The 18,001-nt window shown below is 39.5% G+C and carries 6 protein-coding genes; 1 reads left to right on the top strand and 5 read right to left on the bottom strand.

What is annotated here, in order from left to right; all coding sequences use genetic code 11:
• Window positions 1-80: 80 nt before the first annotated feature.
• Together K7G79_RS07835 and K7G79_RS07830 are read right to left on the bottom strand one after the other, a co-directional pair.
• Complete coding sequence (locus tag K7G79_RS07835; RefSeq protein ID WP_223550785.1) at window positions 81-794, bottom strand: hypothetical protein; 714 nt, start codon at window positions 792-794, stop codon at window positions 81-83.
• A gap of 15 nt (window positions 795-809) precedes the next feature.
• A complete protein-coding gene (locus K7G79_RS07830; protein WP_223550783.1) occupies window positions 810-1,517 on the bottom strand; it encodes a hypothetical protein in 708 nt (235 codons plus the stop codon).
• A 139-nt stretch (window positions 1,518-1,656) separates the two neighbouring features.
• On the opposite strand from K7G79_RS07830, the gene ccsA (K7G79_RS07825) reads away from it, so the two are divergent.
• Window positions 1,657-4,836, top strand: a complete 3,180-nt coding sequence (ccsA, locus tag K7G79_RS07825; protein WP_223550782.1) for a cytochrome c biogenesis protein — start codon at window positions 1,657-1,659, stop codon at window positions 4,834-4,836.
• 100 nt (window positions 4,837-4,936) lie between these two features.
• Here ccsA (K7G79_RS07825) and ccsA (K7G79_RS07820) read toward each other — a convergent pair whose 3' ends face one another.
• The 3 genes from ccsA (K7G79_RS07820) to K7G79_RS07805 all read right to left on the bottom strand — a co-directional run bounded on the left by ccsA (K7G79_RS07820) (window position 4,937) and on the right by K7G79_RS07805 (window position 17,517).
• Entirely contained in the window at window positions 4,937-7,717 is a 2,781-nt protein-coding gene (gene ccsA / locus K7G79_RS07820) for a cytochrome c biogenesis protein (RefSeq protein ID WP_223550780.1), read from the bottom strand.
• A gap of 208 nt (window positions 7,718-7,925) precedes the next feature.
• Complete coding sequence (locus K7G79_RS14750) at window positions 7,926-13,007, bottom strand: cytochrome c3 family protein (RefSeq protein ID WP_304504274.1); 5,082 nt, start codon at window positions 13,005-13,007, stop codon at window positions 7,926-7,928.
• A gap of 4 nt (window positions 13,008-13,011) precedes the next feature.
• Entirely contained in the window at window positions 13,012-17,517 is a 4,506-nt protein-coding gene (locus K7G79_RS07805; RefSeq protein ID WP_223550778.1) for a PKD domain-containing protein, read from the bottom strand.
• Window positions 17,518-18,001 lie beyond the last annotated feature (484 nt).

Here is an 18,001-nt window from a genome sequence, read left to right as displayed (position 1 = left end):
TTACAATAATACCAAATACTAAAAACATCTTAATTACCAAGTCACTTATGTTATTTTTTTAATTAATGGTATAACCTATATTAGTCTAAAATAACTCCTTCTTCGAGTATGACCTTATAGAAATAGCCAGCTCCAAAATCTTTATCCAAAGCGATGACACCCTCAAAAACCACCACATCACCAACAGCCAGAATTTCCTGGGTGGTGATCATTAAATCGTAAGCGCCTTCATAAGACGTCCCATCCTGAAAATGTACCCAGTTTTTCCCCATGATACTGGGCGTAAATTTGGTGACTTCGCCCACAACTTTTATGGATTTTCCAGCGTATTGTTGCGGGTTTTCAAACAGGGTGGCAATGCGAATGCCTCCTTCAACCGCTTCAATATTCAATTCCAATTGATCTAGCGTTGGTTGTTTGGCAGGTACCACGTCTTCCTTTGGGGCATCTGGATCGACCATGCCACTATCAACATTAATGGCTTCGGCACTGGTAATGGAGCCTAAGAACAGGACCGAATCGAAGGTTCGGTTAAGTTCGGTGCTTTGAAAATTGGGCATGGCCATACCGCCTTTATAATAGTATATTTCGCCTAATTTGGCCTCAATGGTTGGAACGGCGATCCATTTTTTTTCGCCATCTTCCAAGACATTCAAATAGGTATACGACGAGACTTGCAGTACCTCCTGAACGATGCCTTTTCTTAAGCCACTATCGGTATGTGGGTCCTGTGCAGTGGCATTAATACCAAACAGAAATAACATTAAAGCGAGTACTGATTGTAATAGTTTCATGAGTCTTTTTTTATATTATTTTATAATGGTGGCGTTTTCAATGATGATATCATAAACATAGCCTGCTCCAAAATCTTTATTTAAAACCACTGTTCCTTTAAAGCTTACAATATCTCCCAAAGTAACCTCATCGGTAGATGTTGCCGTTACATCGAATACACCGTTAAATTCAGTACCGTCCTGAATATGAATCCAGTTTACATTCATAATGGCAGGGTTATATTTGGTTACTTCTCCTTTTAACTGTACCACCTTATTGTTATAGGTTTCTCTGTTTTTTAGCAGCTCCGCAATGGTAATGGTGTTTTCGGAAGCTTCAATTTTGATATCTTTTTTCTCGACGGTAGTTCGTTGTGTTCCGGTAGTTGCTGTACTGGTACCTGAACCCTTTGGTCGTTTAAGACCGTCTTCTGTACGGCTTATATGTTCAACAAAATAAACGGTTTCAAAAGTTTTGTTCAATTCCTTGCTTTGAAAATTTGGCATCTCCATACTTTTACCAAAATAAAAGGTCTCACCTACTTTGATATCGGTTGTGGGTCCTGCAATCCATTTTTCAGCACCATCTTCCAGTCCTCTTATATAGGTGTATTCACTCACATGAAAGACTTCCTGTGCTATAACTTTATGAACGTTGGCAGCATTTCCTGTTTCCGTTTTTGTCTCATTTTTACAAGAGACCATTAATAGCATCACAAATGCTAAACTCAAATAATATTTCATGTTTCTAGGTTTTTAAAGTTTGTATTCATATAGCAAAAATAAACTAAATATAATGATGATTACCTGACAAATGTCATCAAAAACAAAGGGGTATTAAATTAATTTTGTCCTAGAATATATTAGGAAAACTAAGTGCGTTATGAAAAAATTATTAAAGATTCTTTTCTCCCCAAGAACAACACTAGGCCTGTTGGTCATCTTTGCCATGGCAATGGCTGCAGCTACATTTATAGAAAACTCCTACGATACCATAACGGCTAAATTATTGATCTACAATGCCAAATGGTTTGAAATTTTAATGGTACTCATGATCCTTAATTTTATAGGCAGTATCAAACGCTATAATTTGATTAGCTGGAAAAAAATCTCTGGATTTATATTTCATACCGCTTTTGTGATTATTATTATTGGTGCTGGGGTTACCCGCTATGTAGGGTTTGAAGGTAGAATGGCCATTAGAGAAGGAGCTTCCTCCAATTTTATATTAAGTGATGAAACATTTTTAAGTGTAAGAGCTAATGACGGGGTAAAAGATTATGCCGTGGATAAATCATTGGCCTTTGGGATGATTACCAATAATTTTTTTGAGCTAGAACTGAAAACAGAGGGTAAAGGCGATGTCCAGATTGCTTATAACAACTATCTAAAAAAGGCTAAAGAAACTTTTGAGGAAGGACAAGACGGTGGATTTACCATGCTTGCCCTTACCATAAGTGTCGATGGCCATAAGGATGAAATGCTCATCAAGGATGGAGAACTACTTTATAATCATAATTTCCCTATTGCCTTTAATAATAACTCAAGGGCCGATGCCTTAAAAATTATGGGGACGGCCGATAACCTAACCATAAGCTATCCGGCCAATATTGTCACTGCGGCCATGCCTGCCATGACCGAAGGTGTAATAGAAAAAGACAGTTTGGGTGCTTTTACCCGAATGATGCTGTACAAACCAGAGCAATCTGGCATTGCATTGGTACTCACCAAAGTCTATCAAAATACGGCTATAAAATATGTTGAAGGTGGCCCTGAAGACAATTTGCCAGGGGCCTTGATTTTAGATGTCACCCACAATGGGATAACCAAAGAGGCAACCATTTTAGGAGGCCCCGGTTATATAGATAATTTTCAGGACGTTCCTTTGGATGGTATCTCACTTAAGATGGCCTACGGCGGAAAAAAAATAATGCTGCCTTTTACACTGCAGCTACGTGATTTTCAACTCGAACGCTATGCAGGTTCCATGAGTCCTTCCTCCTATGCCAGTGAAGTGACCCTTATTGATCCAACCAAAGGCATAAGGGAGGATCACCGCATCTATATGAACAATGTTCTGGATTATGGTGGGTATCGCTTTTTTCAGTCTTCATACGATAAAGATGAAAAAGGAACCATATTGTCCGTTAACCACGATATGTGGGGTACATGGATAACTTATATTGGATACGCTTTAATGATTATTGGTTTTGTATGGACGCTCTTCAACAAAAACTCCAGATATTGGGAATTAATGGGTAAGATAAGACATCTAAGAACCCAAAGAAAAGGACTCACCGTAATATTGCTAGCCTTATTGTTTTCTACTCCCCTTATAGCGCAGCATAAGCAGACCCATCAACATCAGGAAAACCCTTACTCGGTGAGTGAAGCTCATGCCAATAGATTTGCCGAACTTGTTGTGCAAACTTATGACGGCCGATTTGCGCCCGTTCACACCCTGGCCATAGATGTGATGCATAAAATAAGTCGAAAAGATAAATTCAATATCCCAAGTAGAGGAAAAATGTCGGCTGTTCAGGTGTTTTTGGACATGCCTTTAAATCCTGAATTCTGGAAAAATCAAAGTATCGTTTATGTTCGCGAAAAAGCAGTTACCGAGGTCATTGGCATGACCGGTAAATATGTAGCTTTTAACGACTTTTTCAATGAACAAGGCGCCTATAAATTACAGACTTTTGCCGAGACAGCTTTTAGAAAACCAGATGCTGAACGCAATACATTTGATAAGGAGATTATTAAAGTTAATGAGCGGTTGGAAGTGTTTATGATGGCATTTCAAGCCCATATGCTCGATATTTTTCCAGTGCAGAACTCCCAAAACAACAAATGGGTAAGCTGGGAAGATCAACGCGCACAACAGCCCTTAACAGGACCACTTAAAATTATTAATGATGATTTGCAGTTAGAAGTGCTTAATTATAGTGGTATTATGCGGGCGTATTTTTTGGAAGTTATTGAAGCCACCAAAACCGCCGATTATAAACGGGCTGACAAATTGCTTGGATACCTAAAAAGCATACAGCGCCAAAGTGCTGCCGCAGACATTATTCCTTCAACAACCAAAATTGAAAAGGAAATAAGTTATAATAAATCCAACATTTTTATCAATTTAAAAAATGTCTATGGTCTGTTAAGTGTATTATTACTATTCCTGGCCTTTGTTGATAATTTACGTGCAAAGAGAAGTAAGGTTCTAAGCTGGGCTTTAAATGTATCTATAGCCCTGTTGGCAGTAGGTTTTCTTTACCATACTTATGGTATGGCCATGCGCTGGTATTTGTCGGGACACGCCCCGTGGAGTAATGGTTATGAAGCCTTGATTTTAGTATCATGGGCAAGTTTACTGGCCGGTTTCAGTTTTATGCGCTACTCAAAAATCACTTTGGCAGCGACCTCATTACTGGCGTTCTTTACCTTAATGACAGCCAGTCACAGTTCTTACGACCCGCAATTGACCAATCTGGTACCGGTGTTAAAATCGTACTGGCTCATTATACACGTAGCAACATTAACCATTAGTTATGGTTTCTTGGGCCTTGGTTTTGTGCTCGGGCTGTTTAATATGTGTATTTATATATTTAAAAACAAAAAGAATGGAAACCGTTTGAGTTTGATTACAAAAGAACTAACCCATATCAATGAAATGAACTTGACCATTGGATTGTTTTTAGCAACGATTGGAACCTTTTTGGGCGGTGTTTGGGCCAATGAATCCTGGGGCCGTTACTGGGGTTGGGATTCCAAAGAAACCTGGGCATTGATCATTACTATTGTGTATACCATTATTTTGCACTTTAGATTAGCGCCTAAATTAAAAGGTGAATTCATTTTTAATCTCGCAGCTGTATTTGGTTTCGGATCGGTACTCATGACCTTTATAGGTGTCAATTACTATTTTACAAAAGGTTTGCATTCTTACGCAAGTGGTGAGACACCGGTATTCCCCATGTGGGCATGGATAATTATTCTCTCGATTATAGCCCTAATGGTTATTGCGGGAATCAATCAGAAAAAATATAAAAGCTTAACTGATGATTAATTAGCTAGGTATTAAATACCATTAAAAAAACCTTGTCTGTTTAGTTATAGATAAGGTTTTTTTTATTCAGAAAGTATATTGATAAAAGCATATGATGTTGCTAAGATCTGTTTTCTTCCAAACGTGATGCATTATACGATTTAAAGATGGCCGCAAGCATGAGTATTAAAAACGAAAGGACCGTTACCCAAGCCCATACTGGGAAGATCGGAGGGTCATCGGTAGCATATCGATGTAATCCTTTGGTAAAGTAATAGTTTACCCCAATGAAAGTCATCAACACGCTCGAAAATGAAACTACTGATCCTATATTAAAAGCCAGGAATGAGTTTAACTTTGGAATGTACTTGAAATGCAAAATCAGACCATATGCCAAAACAATAATTAATGACCATACCTGTTTAGCATTCCAGGACCAATAAGTTCCCCATGATTCATTGGCCCAGACACAACCTATATAGGTGCCTACTGCCACTAGTAACATTCCAATAGTTACTAATTTTTCGTTTATATAGGTTAATTCTTCTATAGCAAGAGAAAATAATTTTTCTTTCTTTTTAGTACTCGCTAAACTGAGAATGATATTAATGAGGCCAAGCATAAAACTTAGTGCTAAAAATCCGTACCCAATAGTAATGATGGCCACATGTATGATAAGCCAGTACGATTTTAATACTGGATTTAGATTTGTTAGTTGAGGATCGTAGTAACTAAGGCCGGCTACCATAAGTAAAACAGCTGTAACAAGAGCAGTCGCAGCTAAAGATATTTTAGAGAAATTCAAAACAGAGAAACCTGCAATTACGGTGCCCCATGCGGCCAATAAAATAACTTCGTATCCGTTACTCCATGGTGCATGACCGCCTAAATACCATCGCAGTCCCATTCCAATGGTTTGTATGATAAACGCCGTAAAATAAATTCCAATACCGATTTTAATTGTTGAGTTAATAAAATTGTTTGGATTTGTTTTAAAGTTCTGAATCAATGTAAATGTTAGAAGAAAAACACCCAGTAAAGCATACAAGTACTTTAGATAATCAAAAATATTTAACTTATTATAGATAACTTCTAAATTGAGTTTACTTTCAGAAGGCATTAGTTCTTCAGGAGTTAATTGGCGTTGGATATGTTTTATATAACCAAGAATTTTATTAGAATTTGAATAATCTTGTGTTCTTCTGGCTTGTACCGTTGAAATTAAATAGGCCCTCATTATGTTGCTATAGGAAAACTCTGGTAGCTGTAAGTCTCTGTTCAAGGTCAGTAAATCACCCTGAATAGGAATAAAAGCCGCTTTTTCATCCCAGCTTAGCCAATTGTAGTTGGCAGAATTTTGTTCTGGAAATAGTTTAAGAGAGGTTCCATTGATAATCATCAAAAAGATACTGATTCGCTCGGATACCTTTATGATTTCTCTGTCGAAATTACTTTGGTCGGCGGCATTTTTTTTAAAGGCTTTTTCATTTAATGCTTTTAGTTCATCTGATTTTGCTGAAAAATCATAGAAAGAAGCGTGTTTACCTGAAATTCCTAATATACTTTTTAAAGAAGGTTCTCGAACAACAATTATCTTTTGATTTTTCCAATACTCGGGATCCACTAAAATGTCTAAAAAAAGCTGCATGGGTTTCATGGTGCCTTTTTCTTCGGTTTTAATCTGATTCTTTCCTGAAATTTTGTGAATTACATCGGTTGCTAAAGAATGAACCGATGAAAAACGGCCGTCATAGGTTTGAACAATCATATGTCCAAACCTGTCCGCGTGTTCAGAACTTATGGGATTTGCAACTTGAGCATGTGTATTTTGAAAAAGACTTAAGGCTAATAGGAGTAGTAGTAAAAGGGTTTTTCTTCGTGCTCTTACATCTCTAATTTTTTTATTCAATTGTGTGTAATACGTTCTGTTGGAGAACAGAATTAAAAGAGCTCCCAAAGCCATTAAAAAGTATCCAAAATAGGTGATTCGAGTTCCATAATAATCGTAATTAACTGAAAGTATGGTGCCTTGTTGGTTCTCATCGTAGGAGGTTTGAAAAAACCGGTACCCCTCGTAATCTAAAACATGGTTTTTGTAAATAAGATGTGATTTTTTTAATCCTATTTGATCATCGATTAAAAGTACGTCACTTTCTGAGTATGATGGGATATCCGTACCTGGATAGTTTGTTAATGTAAATTTATTTAATAATAAGGAGAAAGGCATTTTTATAGGTTTAGGCCCATACACCATTTCTAAGGTTAAATCACCAAATTGAAAAGCTTTAAACTTTTGAGTGTACATGGTTTTGTCATACAGTAACATGGCCTCATATGATTGTCCTTGATAGATTATGGTAACAATTAATACGTCTGGATTGGAATCATTATTACCTGAAATTAGTTTATGATCGGTTCCATTAGGGGCCATTTCTGCGCGAGCAATAAAATTTTTGTAATCAATTTCTAGAATACCGTCCAATTCAAATTCCAGATGAAATGAGTTCTTTTCAATTTGGGATAGGTGTAAAGGTTTTTCACTGACAAACGAAACAGAGCCATCTTGAGTGCGTATCTGAAGATAAGGTTCAATGGTGTAAATTGTGTTTACAGACTCCTTTTCAATAATATGCATATAAGCCTGATAGCCGTAATGCCGAGTTACGATACCTCCAAGAATAATGAAAACAAAAGAACTATGGAAAATGAATTGGGGTAATTTTTCTTTTCTAAATAATCTTCTTTTATAACTTATGAAAAGATAAATTACAATAAACAACCCCATAAAAAATTCAAACCATGTAGCATTGTAAATGAGTAAATCTGCTGTTGATTTGTCATATATTTCTTCTATAAACGTGGCGCCTCCTATAACTAATATGAAGACTAACAGCAGTAACATAGAAAATTTAATTGAAAAGATGGTATTCCAAAATTGTCTCATACAGCGTTTGATTATAGTTGAATCAACTTAAAGAATCTTGCTCATTTAGCAAAAATAAGTTTAATAATTAACATAAAACCAATGATATGATTCAAATAAAAAGAAGGAAATAAATAAAAAACGGAGATTAAAATCTCCGTTTTTTATGATTAAAAATAGTACAATTTTACCAGCAACTTTGGCCAGATGCACAATGTGTACCTGAGCCCCTATCTAATCCAGGAGCCATGGTTCCTTGACCAGGTCCATCATGTCCAATTGGATTTGTAGTAGGATTATTAGGGTCAAAATTGTATGGGTTGAACCAAGTTTTACCATCAACATGATATGGGGTACCATATGTTCCCTGTAATTTTGTGTCTGTTGGGTTCACGTTGTTTGTATCAACATTATGACACCAGAAACATTGTACATCCGGCCAACCATCATCATAACCAGTACCATTCCATGGCTGTACATCATTGTCAGTATAGTGATTTGAATTTCCTTCGTGTGCTCCCGTTGCAGTATGAGCACCAGTATTAGGATTATTTATCTCTACTGGAACGGTAGAAGCTGTTATAGTATATGGAGGGTTGAAATTACCAACAATTGGCACTCCTCTTCTTCCTCCAACTGAAGGGTGACAATAATCACACCCTTCATTCAATGCAATACCTTTTGGAATTGTACCAGTATCCCATCTTGGTGTAGGATTGACATATATAGGAGTCATTGGAACGCCTGCATCACCACTCCATGTATTTAAAGTTGTTTCGTTACCAGAACCGTTAATATCCCCTCTAAAAGCACTACGGCCGTTACTGTGACAATATATATTTGAACAAGTCTTTGTTCCAGAATCCCATGTTGGTGTGGCTGCATCCAGTCCAAATCGGGATGCCAATCCGGTAGGGTTGAAAACCACATCAACGGTTCCACTTGAGTGTGAAGGCTCATTGGCCCCGCCACTACCATGGCCCCAATGACATTCACTACAAGTAAATCCATACAATAGTCCTGCATGGGCTTCATGAGCTCCAGTTGCAGGATATTCCTGAGGTCCTGCAGCATCTTCGTGACAGGCGTGACAACTTCCGTTAGGGAATGACGTACCTGTATCAGGGTCTCTATGGGGGTGACAACTGGTACAGGTCTTTCCAGCATTATGGGTATGATCCCCTGCCGGATTATTATAGTGATACGTACTAGGATTGTTAGTATGGCATACCTCACAAATACCATCATAAACGCCATCGCCGTCTGCAAATGATTTGGCAGCAGCCTGAACAGGTGTAGCAGTAGTCCCTTGAGAATTAAATACCACAGTCCTGAGATCAACACCTGCAGTTAAATCAATATCAATTTGATCTTTTATTAGCATAATATTATTCGCATTATGCAATTGGTGACAATCCAGACAATTGAATCCTTGATGCGATTGATAATTATGGCATTCCATACAAGCTGCACTGGTCATGGTTTCCCTAAGTAGGTTACCATCTGTAGTGGTCGCATTGTGAACAGAATGACAACTTGAGCATTCAATATTTCCGCTAACAAGCCCTACCTGAGTACTGCTTAAGGTTGGGGCTGGATCTATATAGTTGCCACCAGGGACATAGGTTAAACCAACAGGATGACTTCCTTTATTATTGACAATATCGTCTGTAAATCTTCCAACATCTCGTGCCGAATGACAATCTTTACACATGGCATCACCAGTATTAGTACTTACCAGTAATTTTCCATTGGTATTGTCGTGAGGGTTATGACAGGTTGAACATACAATATTTCCAGAGTCAAGACGTGCCAACATGCCTGGGTCGGTAGGCGTATTGGTTTGATAGTTACCTGAACTTGCACTAACCGGATTAGTAGCCGTACTAAACGCATGTCCTGTTCCGCTCGTTCCAGGAATGGCAATATCGGCAGAACTGATGTTGGTACTTGCAACACCTCCGTCATGACAGTCATTACAAACTTCGTAATTGGTAGCAAACTTGGTCAACGTAGGATATTGCGATCCATGTCTTTCGTGGCACAACAAACAGGTATCATTTCCTGTATCATGAGGAATGCCTATGTATGACGATTTATCATATGGATTTCCTCCAGGGAAAGCCGTATCTGATATATCTGTCCAAAGTCCGGTAGGAGGTGCTCCGTCGTGGCATCCAATACAATACACATCAGTATCTGTACCCGAAAAAACGGTGTTAAGACTTTCGGGGTTTTCCAATAGCATCTGCGATGTCGGGTGATCTCCTGCACTTTCGTAATGACAGGCCTCACAAGTTATCGCGTCGGGTTCTACAGGTGTTGCTCCGCCAACATGTGTTGATGTTTTGCTGAGTATATCAAACTCTCCACCAGAACCTACGATCTGAACGACTGATCCACGACCTCCACTTTGTGCTGATGCGTGACAACTTGTACAAGATTGTGGCCCAACGGGTTGTGTAAAACTATCATTATGAAGATGACAGCTTGTGCAGGTCTGTCCTCTTTTATCAGTAGCATCATCATGGTTTGATGCTCCAGTATCATTATAATTGTCATGGGTCAAACCCTCATGACAGACTACACAAATACCATCTCGAGAACCTGATAGATTTACAAAAGAATCAGAACCCGATTTATTTAAAAATACCACGGGTCTGTTGCCTCCAGGAGTATTAATATTATCTCTTATCATCATAATATTGTTTCCAACAGTGCCATCCACCGTATTGTGTACTTCGTGACAGTCTAAACAATCAAATCCATTATGATCCTGCGGATAGGTATGACAATCTCTGCACAGGTTGATGTCATTTGAAACGCGCAGTAAATTTCCATCATCGGTTAAAGCCAATGCACCAGTTACATCGTGGGCGGCATGACATGATGAACATTCTATTTTCCCGCCTGGTGTTAATAGAGCCGGGTCATCTGGGGTTGGATTTAATTTGGATAACCCGCCGTCGTAAATAACGCCCACGGGGTGACTGCCCTTATTTGTAGCACCATCTTGAAATCGTTGTACATCCCTTATTGTATGGCACACCTTGCACATGGCATCTCCGGTATTGTCTACCCTTAAATACGGGGAGCCCGCATTACCATTGTTATGCTGGTTATGGCAGGTAGAACAAATAATGTTCCCTTCCGGTAAACGCTTACCCATTGCCGTGGTTGGATCTGGAGCTGTTGTTTGGAAACCTGCACTATTATCAGCTGGAACATCCCAGGAGTGGGAATTTCCGCTTACACCTGGAATCGCCTTATTGCCATCAACCAAAGGTTTTTCTGTGGCAAGTAGGCCATCGGCATGGCAACTTTGGCATAACAGGGCATTTCCCGCCTTATTTGTTAAATTTGCACCTGGTGCATTGTGCCCAATATGACAGGAGGCACAGGTTGTAAAGGTATGATTCAATGAACAGGTCGTAGGAGGAATGATTTCAAAATTGTCTATCGTACACGATCCATCAGTAGCATCGGTAATGGTAATGGTAATTGGTCCTGCCGAAATAAGGTAGGGACCAAAAAGTTCATTCACTCCATATGAAATACTATTTCGAGTGATACCACCACTAACATGATAAGCCGTGCCAAGATTAGTCCCAACAGGCTTTAATGTAAAAGTAAAAGTGTCGTCCGTTTCATCAGACAGCGTTCCTTGATTGTCACAAAAGAGGCTTGATAAACCCGCAGAGGTTAAATTACAGCCGTTGGAACAAGATGCCGGAGCTGTGACCGTAAAAGGGCCGAAAGAGCAATCTGTAGAAACATCGGTTATGGTGATACTTAGATTTCCTCCTGATATGGGGTAAGGCCCAAAATTTGTTGCTGAGCCATAAGAAATTCCAGATTGAGCTACATCCCCGCTTACGCTATAGGTAGCTCCTAAGAGGGTTCCTGTTGGGTTCAGATCAAAATAAAACACATCATCATTAGGGTCTGAAGAAGTTCCATTATCATTACAGGTGATATTTGTTAATCCCGAGGCTGTTAAGTTACAAACAGGTGTAGAACAAGGCACAGGAGCGTTTACCGTTTCAGCAATGGTACAGGAGCCATCGGTGTCATCGGTTATCGTAATGTTAAGATTACCACCTGATATGGGATAGGGCCCAAATGTTGTAGCCGACCCATAAGTGCCAGATCCTGATGCGCCACCACTAACCGTATATGAAGTGCCTAAATTGGTTCCCGTTGGGTTTAAATCGAAGGTAAAGGTGTCATCTCCAGGAATGGTAGGAGTTCCATTGTCGTTACAAAGAATATTTGTTAATCCCGAAGCGTTTAAATTACAATCTGTGGAACAAGTCGCAGGGGCTGTTACCGTTTCACCGATAGAGCAATTTCCAGAAACATCTGTAATGGTTATGCTTAGATTGCCACCTGAAATGGGATAAGGACCGAAATTTGTTGCTGATCCATAAGTACCTGAATCGGTTACGTCTCCTGTGATGTTATAAGTAGCACCTAAATTAGTTCCCGTTGGATTTAAATCGAAAGTAAAAGTATCATCTGAAGGATTTGATGGTGTACCATTATCATTACAAACAATGTTCGATAAGCCAGAACTGGTTAAACTACAGCCCCCCCCTGGAGTATAGGTAATAACAATACGACCATCGGCTCCGGCTCCACCACCTTGATTTTTACAACAGCCACCACCACCACCACCACCTGGGATAGATCCATCGGTACCAGTAGTATTATTACCGCCGGCACCTCCGGCACCGCCATTAGCTCCTGCCCCACCATCACCTCCAGAAGTACCCGCACCGGCACTTCCATTTGTCCCTGCTATATTCGCATCATTTCCTATACCACCGGTTCCACCAACACCTCCAGCACCTCCATGAATACCACCGCCACCTCCATTTGCTAATACAGTTCCACCATCAAATGAGGTATTTCCTCCTTGTGAACCATTTCCAGCTGCTGCACCAGCAGAGGCGCCGGCTCCAACCTGAAAACTATAGATTCCTGGACTAATATTGATGGATCGACTGTATTCTCCACCACCACCACCACCACCGGGTATATTATTTGACCCAGACTTATCACCACCGGCACCACTACCACCGGCACCCCAGCATTCCACAATGACATTGGTTGCACCAGCAGGAATTGTGACCGTATTACCATTATCAGCTGTGGTAAGCGTAACTGTAGTCTGGCTAAAGGCAGTTTGGGATAATCCTAAACAAAATAACAGGATTGTTCCAAAACATACTCCAGATCTTAATATATGGTGTTGTTGTGATTTCATATACCTAATGTTTTAACATTATTTTACCCTGTTCAGCATAACTTCCTGAATGGACATAAATTAAGTAAGTACCACTATCAAAGTTGGACAAGGACATGGGTATATAATAGTTCCCTTCAAAGTAATTAAATGCCCCGGCATTATAGACTTTCATAAAAATGCTTTGTCCTGAGGAATTATTGATATACACATGTATATCTGTAAGTATTAGGCCATCCGTTTTTAATTTGAGCGTAAAATCGCCGGTTGATGGGTTAGGATAGACATCCAATACCTTGTTATTCTTAAAATTATTGGCTATCGATGCAATTGTGCTTTCGTCCACAACTTCTATAGGCTCTGTATACTGGTAAGTTCCACAACTACTGCTTGTTGCTGTATATACCACCTGATAGGTTCCAGAAAAACCGTAAGTATGTATTGGATTTTCATCTGTAGAAAAGTTTCCATCTCCAAAATCCCAATGGTGTGAGTCTACATTATACGAATCATTTATGAATTGTACTTCAAGAACATTTGAGTAATAGTGAAACGAGACTTCAGGTACAGGTATTACCTCTACAGTAACCAAATCGGAGGCCGTACAACCAGAGGCATTACTTACCACAACACTATAAGTACCTGATGTATTGACTTCCAGTATTCGATTGGTACTGCCATCACTCCATAAATAGGATTCAAATCCGAAGCCAGCATCCAATACATAGGAATTACCGGTGCAAATCGAAATATCGGCCCCAAGGTCAACCACCGGCTGCTCAGAAGCAGATACCGTAACCTGTCCTGAGACCAGACCATTACAGTACATATCAGAAACAGCAGTTAGGGCATAAATACCAGGTTGTGAAACCGGAAGCAAGTACGGATTACTGCTAGTTTCAATGGCCACCGGGTTTAAACCATCAATGGTATAGGTAAAATGCCATGAGGAACCTGCTCCCGTAAAAGCTATGGCAATATAATCGGTTTGACCTGTACAGATGTCAATGGCCGCATCGACAATGGTTGCCGTAGGTAAGGTATTGACATTAATATTTGCAATACCTTGGTTTACTGTTCCAGTACAAGCGTAATCTTGAATGGACAAAATTTCATATAGCCCAGATGTTTCAGGAATCAATATAAATGGGTTATCTGTTGTTGTCATTTCAATAGGGTTCTGTCCGTCAATGGCATAAGTGAATGTAAAGGGTGCCATTCCTGTGAATGCGACTTCAATGCCAGTGCCATCAGACTCACATTTAATAAGTTCAGTGGTTAAAAAAGTTGCTGTAGGCAACGCATCGGTCAACACAATATTTGTAGTTCCTGTAAAACAGCTACCGCTAGTCGCCGTGCCATCTGTAAGAGCGCTTATACGATAAAGCCCTTGTTCTGTTACCGGTATATTGAATGTAGTCACTTGTGGATCGGAAGTAATGTTTGAAGTATGGATGGTTTGAGGATTTAACCCATCAATGGTATAAGTAAAGGACCAGGGGGATGTTCCCGTAAGTTGAACTTCAATAACTGCATTTTCCAAAGAACACACGGTTTGATCAGCGCTTGTAATGGTGGCTGTTGGAAGTTGCTCGGTAATGGAATAAATTTCAATGGATCCCTTGTTCATAGATGATACAAAAGCATGATTATCAGAAGTGAAAACGATATCTATGGGAAGATTCAGCTTGCCTTGTTCATTCCCATAACCACCGAGCATGGCTATAAAATTACCGTAATTGTCGAACACACTTACACGCCCCAGATAAGGATCTACAGCGTAATAATTTCCACAAGGGCCTACTGCTATACCCTGTATTCTGTGAAACAAACCGTCTTCCTGTCCAAAACAACCAAAAGTACTCACATGATTGCCTGCAAGATCAAACATATAAATGGACGTTTGAGGACCGGTAGTTGTCCAGCAAAGGCTACAACCGCCACCACATTCCATATCTTCTCCAATGCCTCCATGCTCACCCACCAAAATATATTGGTTATAGGGATCGAAAGCAATTCCTGTAGGATATACAAAAGAGCTGTAGGTAAAATTGGTCACGATACCGCCAGAGCTATTCAGTCCAATAACTTTGCGCTTTTGACTATCGGTAAGATACAAAATGTCGAATCCAAAAACCATTGAGTTTGGTATAAATTCTCCTGAATAGAATAAAGTTTTATTACCGTTTTCAGAAACCCTGTAAATAGTACCGGTTTTTTTATCGCTTACAAAAAGGACGTCTTTAGGGTTAATGGCTATGGCTGAAGCATTAAAATCAAGACTGATGGTACTTATATAATTACCATTGGCATCATATTTAATGATGCTTTTTTGAATGGCATCCGTTACATAGACCTTGTCCTGAGTATCAACAGCCATTTTTCCTGGAGCACTCATGGCTTCAGAGAACGACTGAAGGGGTGTAATCACCGAAACAGGCGGTTCACTTATGGTAACAATAACCGGTTTTATGGAAGCACATCCTTCGGTATTGACCAGCTTGATATAATAAGTACCCGATGTTGTTATGCTTTCAGGTGCAACAAGAGCATTTGTGGCGGCTGCATTGGACCAATAGGTTAAGGTACCGGCATCACTTCCTGCGGTTACGGCTGGATCGGTAAGATTAACCGTGGCAGGCAAATAGGTTTCATTGGGGTTGGTTATGGTTAAGACAGGAGTCGCAACCACCGCCACAGTTGCCGTTACATTACTTAATGATAGGGTACAGTTACCATTGCTTACTTCTGTTAGATTTACAGTAGTATCGGCGGTAACCCCATTAATACTAATATCTACATAACCACTTGGCCCAATTAGGGCAACTCCAGAGGCATTACCAGAATAATTAACGGTATCTCCCGCTGCTCCCAAAATGGTAAACACAGCGTTTGACCCTTGGCAAACGGGGCTTGCCGCACTAATGCTTGGCACTGTTGGTAATGCCATTATGGTTACCTGTACCGGTTTTATAGAAGTATAACCACTAAGATCGTCGAGTTTGATATAATAGGTACCCGATTGGCTAACGGCGTTTGGAGAAACTAGCGCTATGGTAGCCCCAGCATCGGTCCAGTAAGACAAGGTGCCCTCATTGCTTCCTGCAGTTACAGCGGGATCGGTTAAGTCGACCGTTGAAGGGGCACACACCGGAGCTGGATCGGTAATGTTAAGTGAGGTTAATTCGGTTATGGTTACCAATACCGGCTTAATGGTATAACACCCCTCTATATTGGTTAATTTAATGTAATAGGTGCCTGATAGGGTTACCGCCTCAGGAGTAGAAAGCTGATTTGTGGCGGATGGATCGGTCCAGTACGAGAAGCTGCCAGAATCACTGCCAGTAGTAATGGCGGTGTCGGTTAAATTGACCGTTGAAGGCATGAATACCTCATCAGGATTGGTAATAATAAGATTTGGTTTAGCATTGACGCTAATTTGGGTGGTATTGGAGGCCAAAGCCTGTGTCGTATTGGTTTGTAAGCAACCGTTATCGGTAGCATAGCCTACACAGAAGTACCAGCGTGACCCTACATCTGCTGCTGTACTGGGAGGTGTAAAGTTTGCTGAAGTGGCCCCGTTAATTAAAGTAGCCCCGGCAACCTGATTGCTATCTGTTGTATTATAATACCACTGATAAGAAGGCGTGTAAGACCCGTTATTGTAACTCAAAGGATTGCCACTGTCTAAATTTACGGTAGCCCCAGGAACAATGCTTGAAGCTTCCTGTGCGCCCAGTCCAAATCGATTTTTATAATAGTTAAAGTTCTGTATTATTTCTTCAGCCGTAAATGCTTTGTTGTTATAAAGATTAAAAACAGGTATCTTACCCTTAAAAGGTTGGGAAGAAACTCTACCTATTTCATTAACTTGGGATACATTACCCCCTGATGAACTTGATATAGTTTGTGCATAGCCATTTACATATACTTTATAGTTACTAGAAACAGTACCTCCATTATTTGTAATAATAATTTGATTCCAAGCACCATCTATTATTGAGTTTTCAGGAATTCTATAAACTCCAGAACCTCCAAAACCAAAGGCTAAGCTCTTAAGATTATATGAGCCAGTCACATTTGTTAAAAAACAATAAAATGAAGAATTTAAATTGGATTTAACCGTAAATAAACCTGGATACGAATATGAGTAGTCCTCAAGATTGAACCATATTTCTATAGTAAATGAGCTTGTTGAATTTACAGAATACCCACTATTTCCATATACTTTATCATCAATCCCATCAAAAGTCAACACACCGCCATTAACAGCATCGAAGCCCACACCATTTTGTAAAACCGCATTATAGCCATTGCCACTCAAATCCAACCAATCGGTAGCAGAGGCAGCCACAGGGGCCGGTGTGATCGTGGCCGTTAAAGGAGCGAGGGCTTCACCTTCGCATACACTTTGTGATAGCAAAGGAGTTACAGTGGTAGCCGTAGGACAATCTACACCGCTTTGGGCCCATAGTCCAACAGAGCTAGTGATTAAAACTAAATATAAGAATATGTTTTTAAAACTGTCCATTCTTTATACACATTGCGCTGCTTAAAAAATTAATAATTCCTTTATCGCTTGCGCAGCACTTATTTTTCTTATTGATTACGCAAAACATAAAAAATTGCAACATATGATATGTACTTATAAGGTAAACATGAGATTACAACAACCAACTTCAAATATATAATTTGATATCTGTTAATTCTATGACATAAGTCAGCTAATTCATTTATTTTTAAGTCATAATACCCCTACAGCTACTTAGTTAACGCTTCAAGTATAATTGTAAATAGGGACTGAAAAGATTAGACTTTTAAGTTCATCAATTCAATGCCAGATTAATACTGTGTAAACAATGCTTATTTTTTCAATTTTTAAAAAATTAAGCTACTATAAAAGAATAAATAATAACAAAAGGCAAGAGAGATTAGGAACGCTGTAATATACAAGGTTATATAATGAAAAGGATAACCGATATATTTTATATCTTCCAAATCTTGAAAAAACACGC

The sequence above is a fragment of the Aestuariivivens sp. NBU2969 genome, from assembly GCF_019931125.1.
GTDB classification, from domain to species: domain Bacteria; phylum Bacteroidota; class Bacteroidia; order Flavobacteriales; family Flavobacteriaceae; genus Aestuariivivens; species Aestuariivivens marinum.
The sequence above is the reverse complement of the archived record's forward strand: the minus strand, read 5'-3'. Positions and strand labels throughout refer to the sequence as shown.

Excerpts from the sequence above, each read along its gene's own strand:
- K7G79_RS07835 (WP_223550785.1), bottom strand. The coding sequence starts at position 794 with ATGAAACTATTACAATCAGTACTCGCTTTAATGTTATTTCTGTTTGGT.
- K7G79_RS07830 (WP_223550783.1), bottom strand. The coding sequence starts at position 1,517 with ATGAAATATTATTTGAGTTTAGCATTTGTGATGCTATTAATGGTCTCT.
- ccsA (WP_223550782.1), top strand. The coding sequence starts at position 1,657 with ATGAAAAAATTATTAAAGATTCTTTTCTCCCCAAGAACAACACTAGGC.
- ccsA (WP_223550780.1), bottom strand. The coding sequence starts at position 7,717 with ATGTTACTGCTGTTAGTCTTCATATTAGTTATAGGAGGCGCCACGTTT.
- K7G79_RS14750 (WP_304504274.1), bottom strand. The coding sequence starts at position 13,007 with ATGAAATCACAACAACACCATATATTAAGATCTGGAGTATGTTTTGGA.
- K7G79_RS07805 (WP_223550778.1), bottom strand. The coding sequence starts at position 17,517 with ATGGACAGTTTTAAAAACATATTCTTATATTTAGTTTTAATCACTAGC.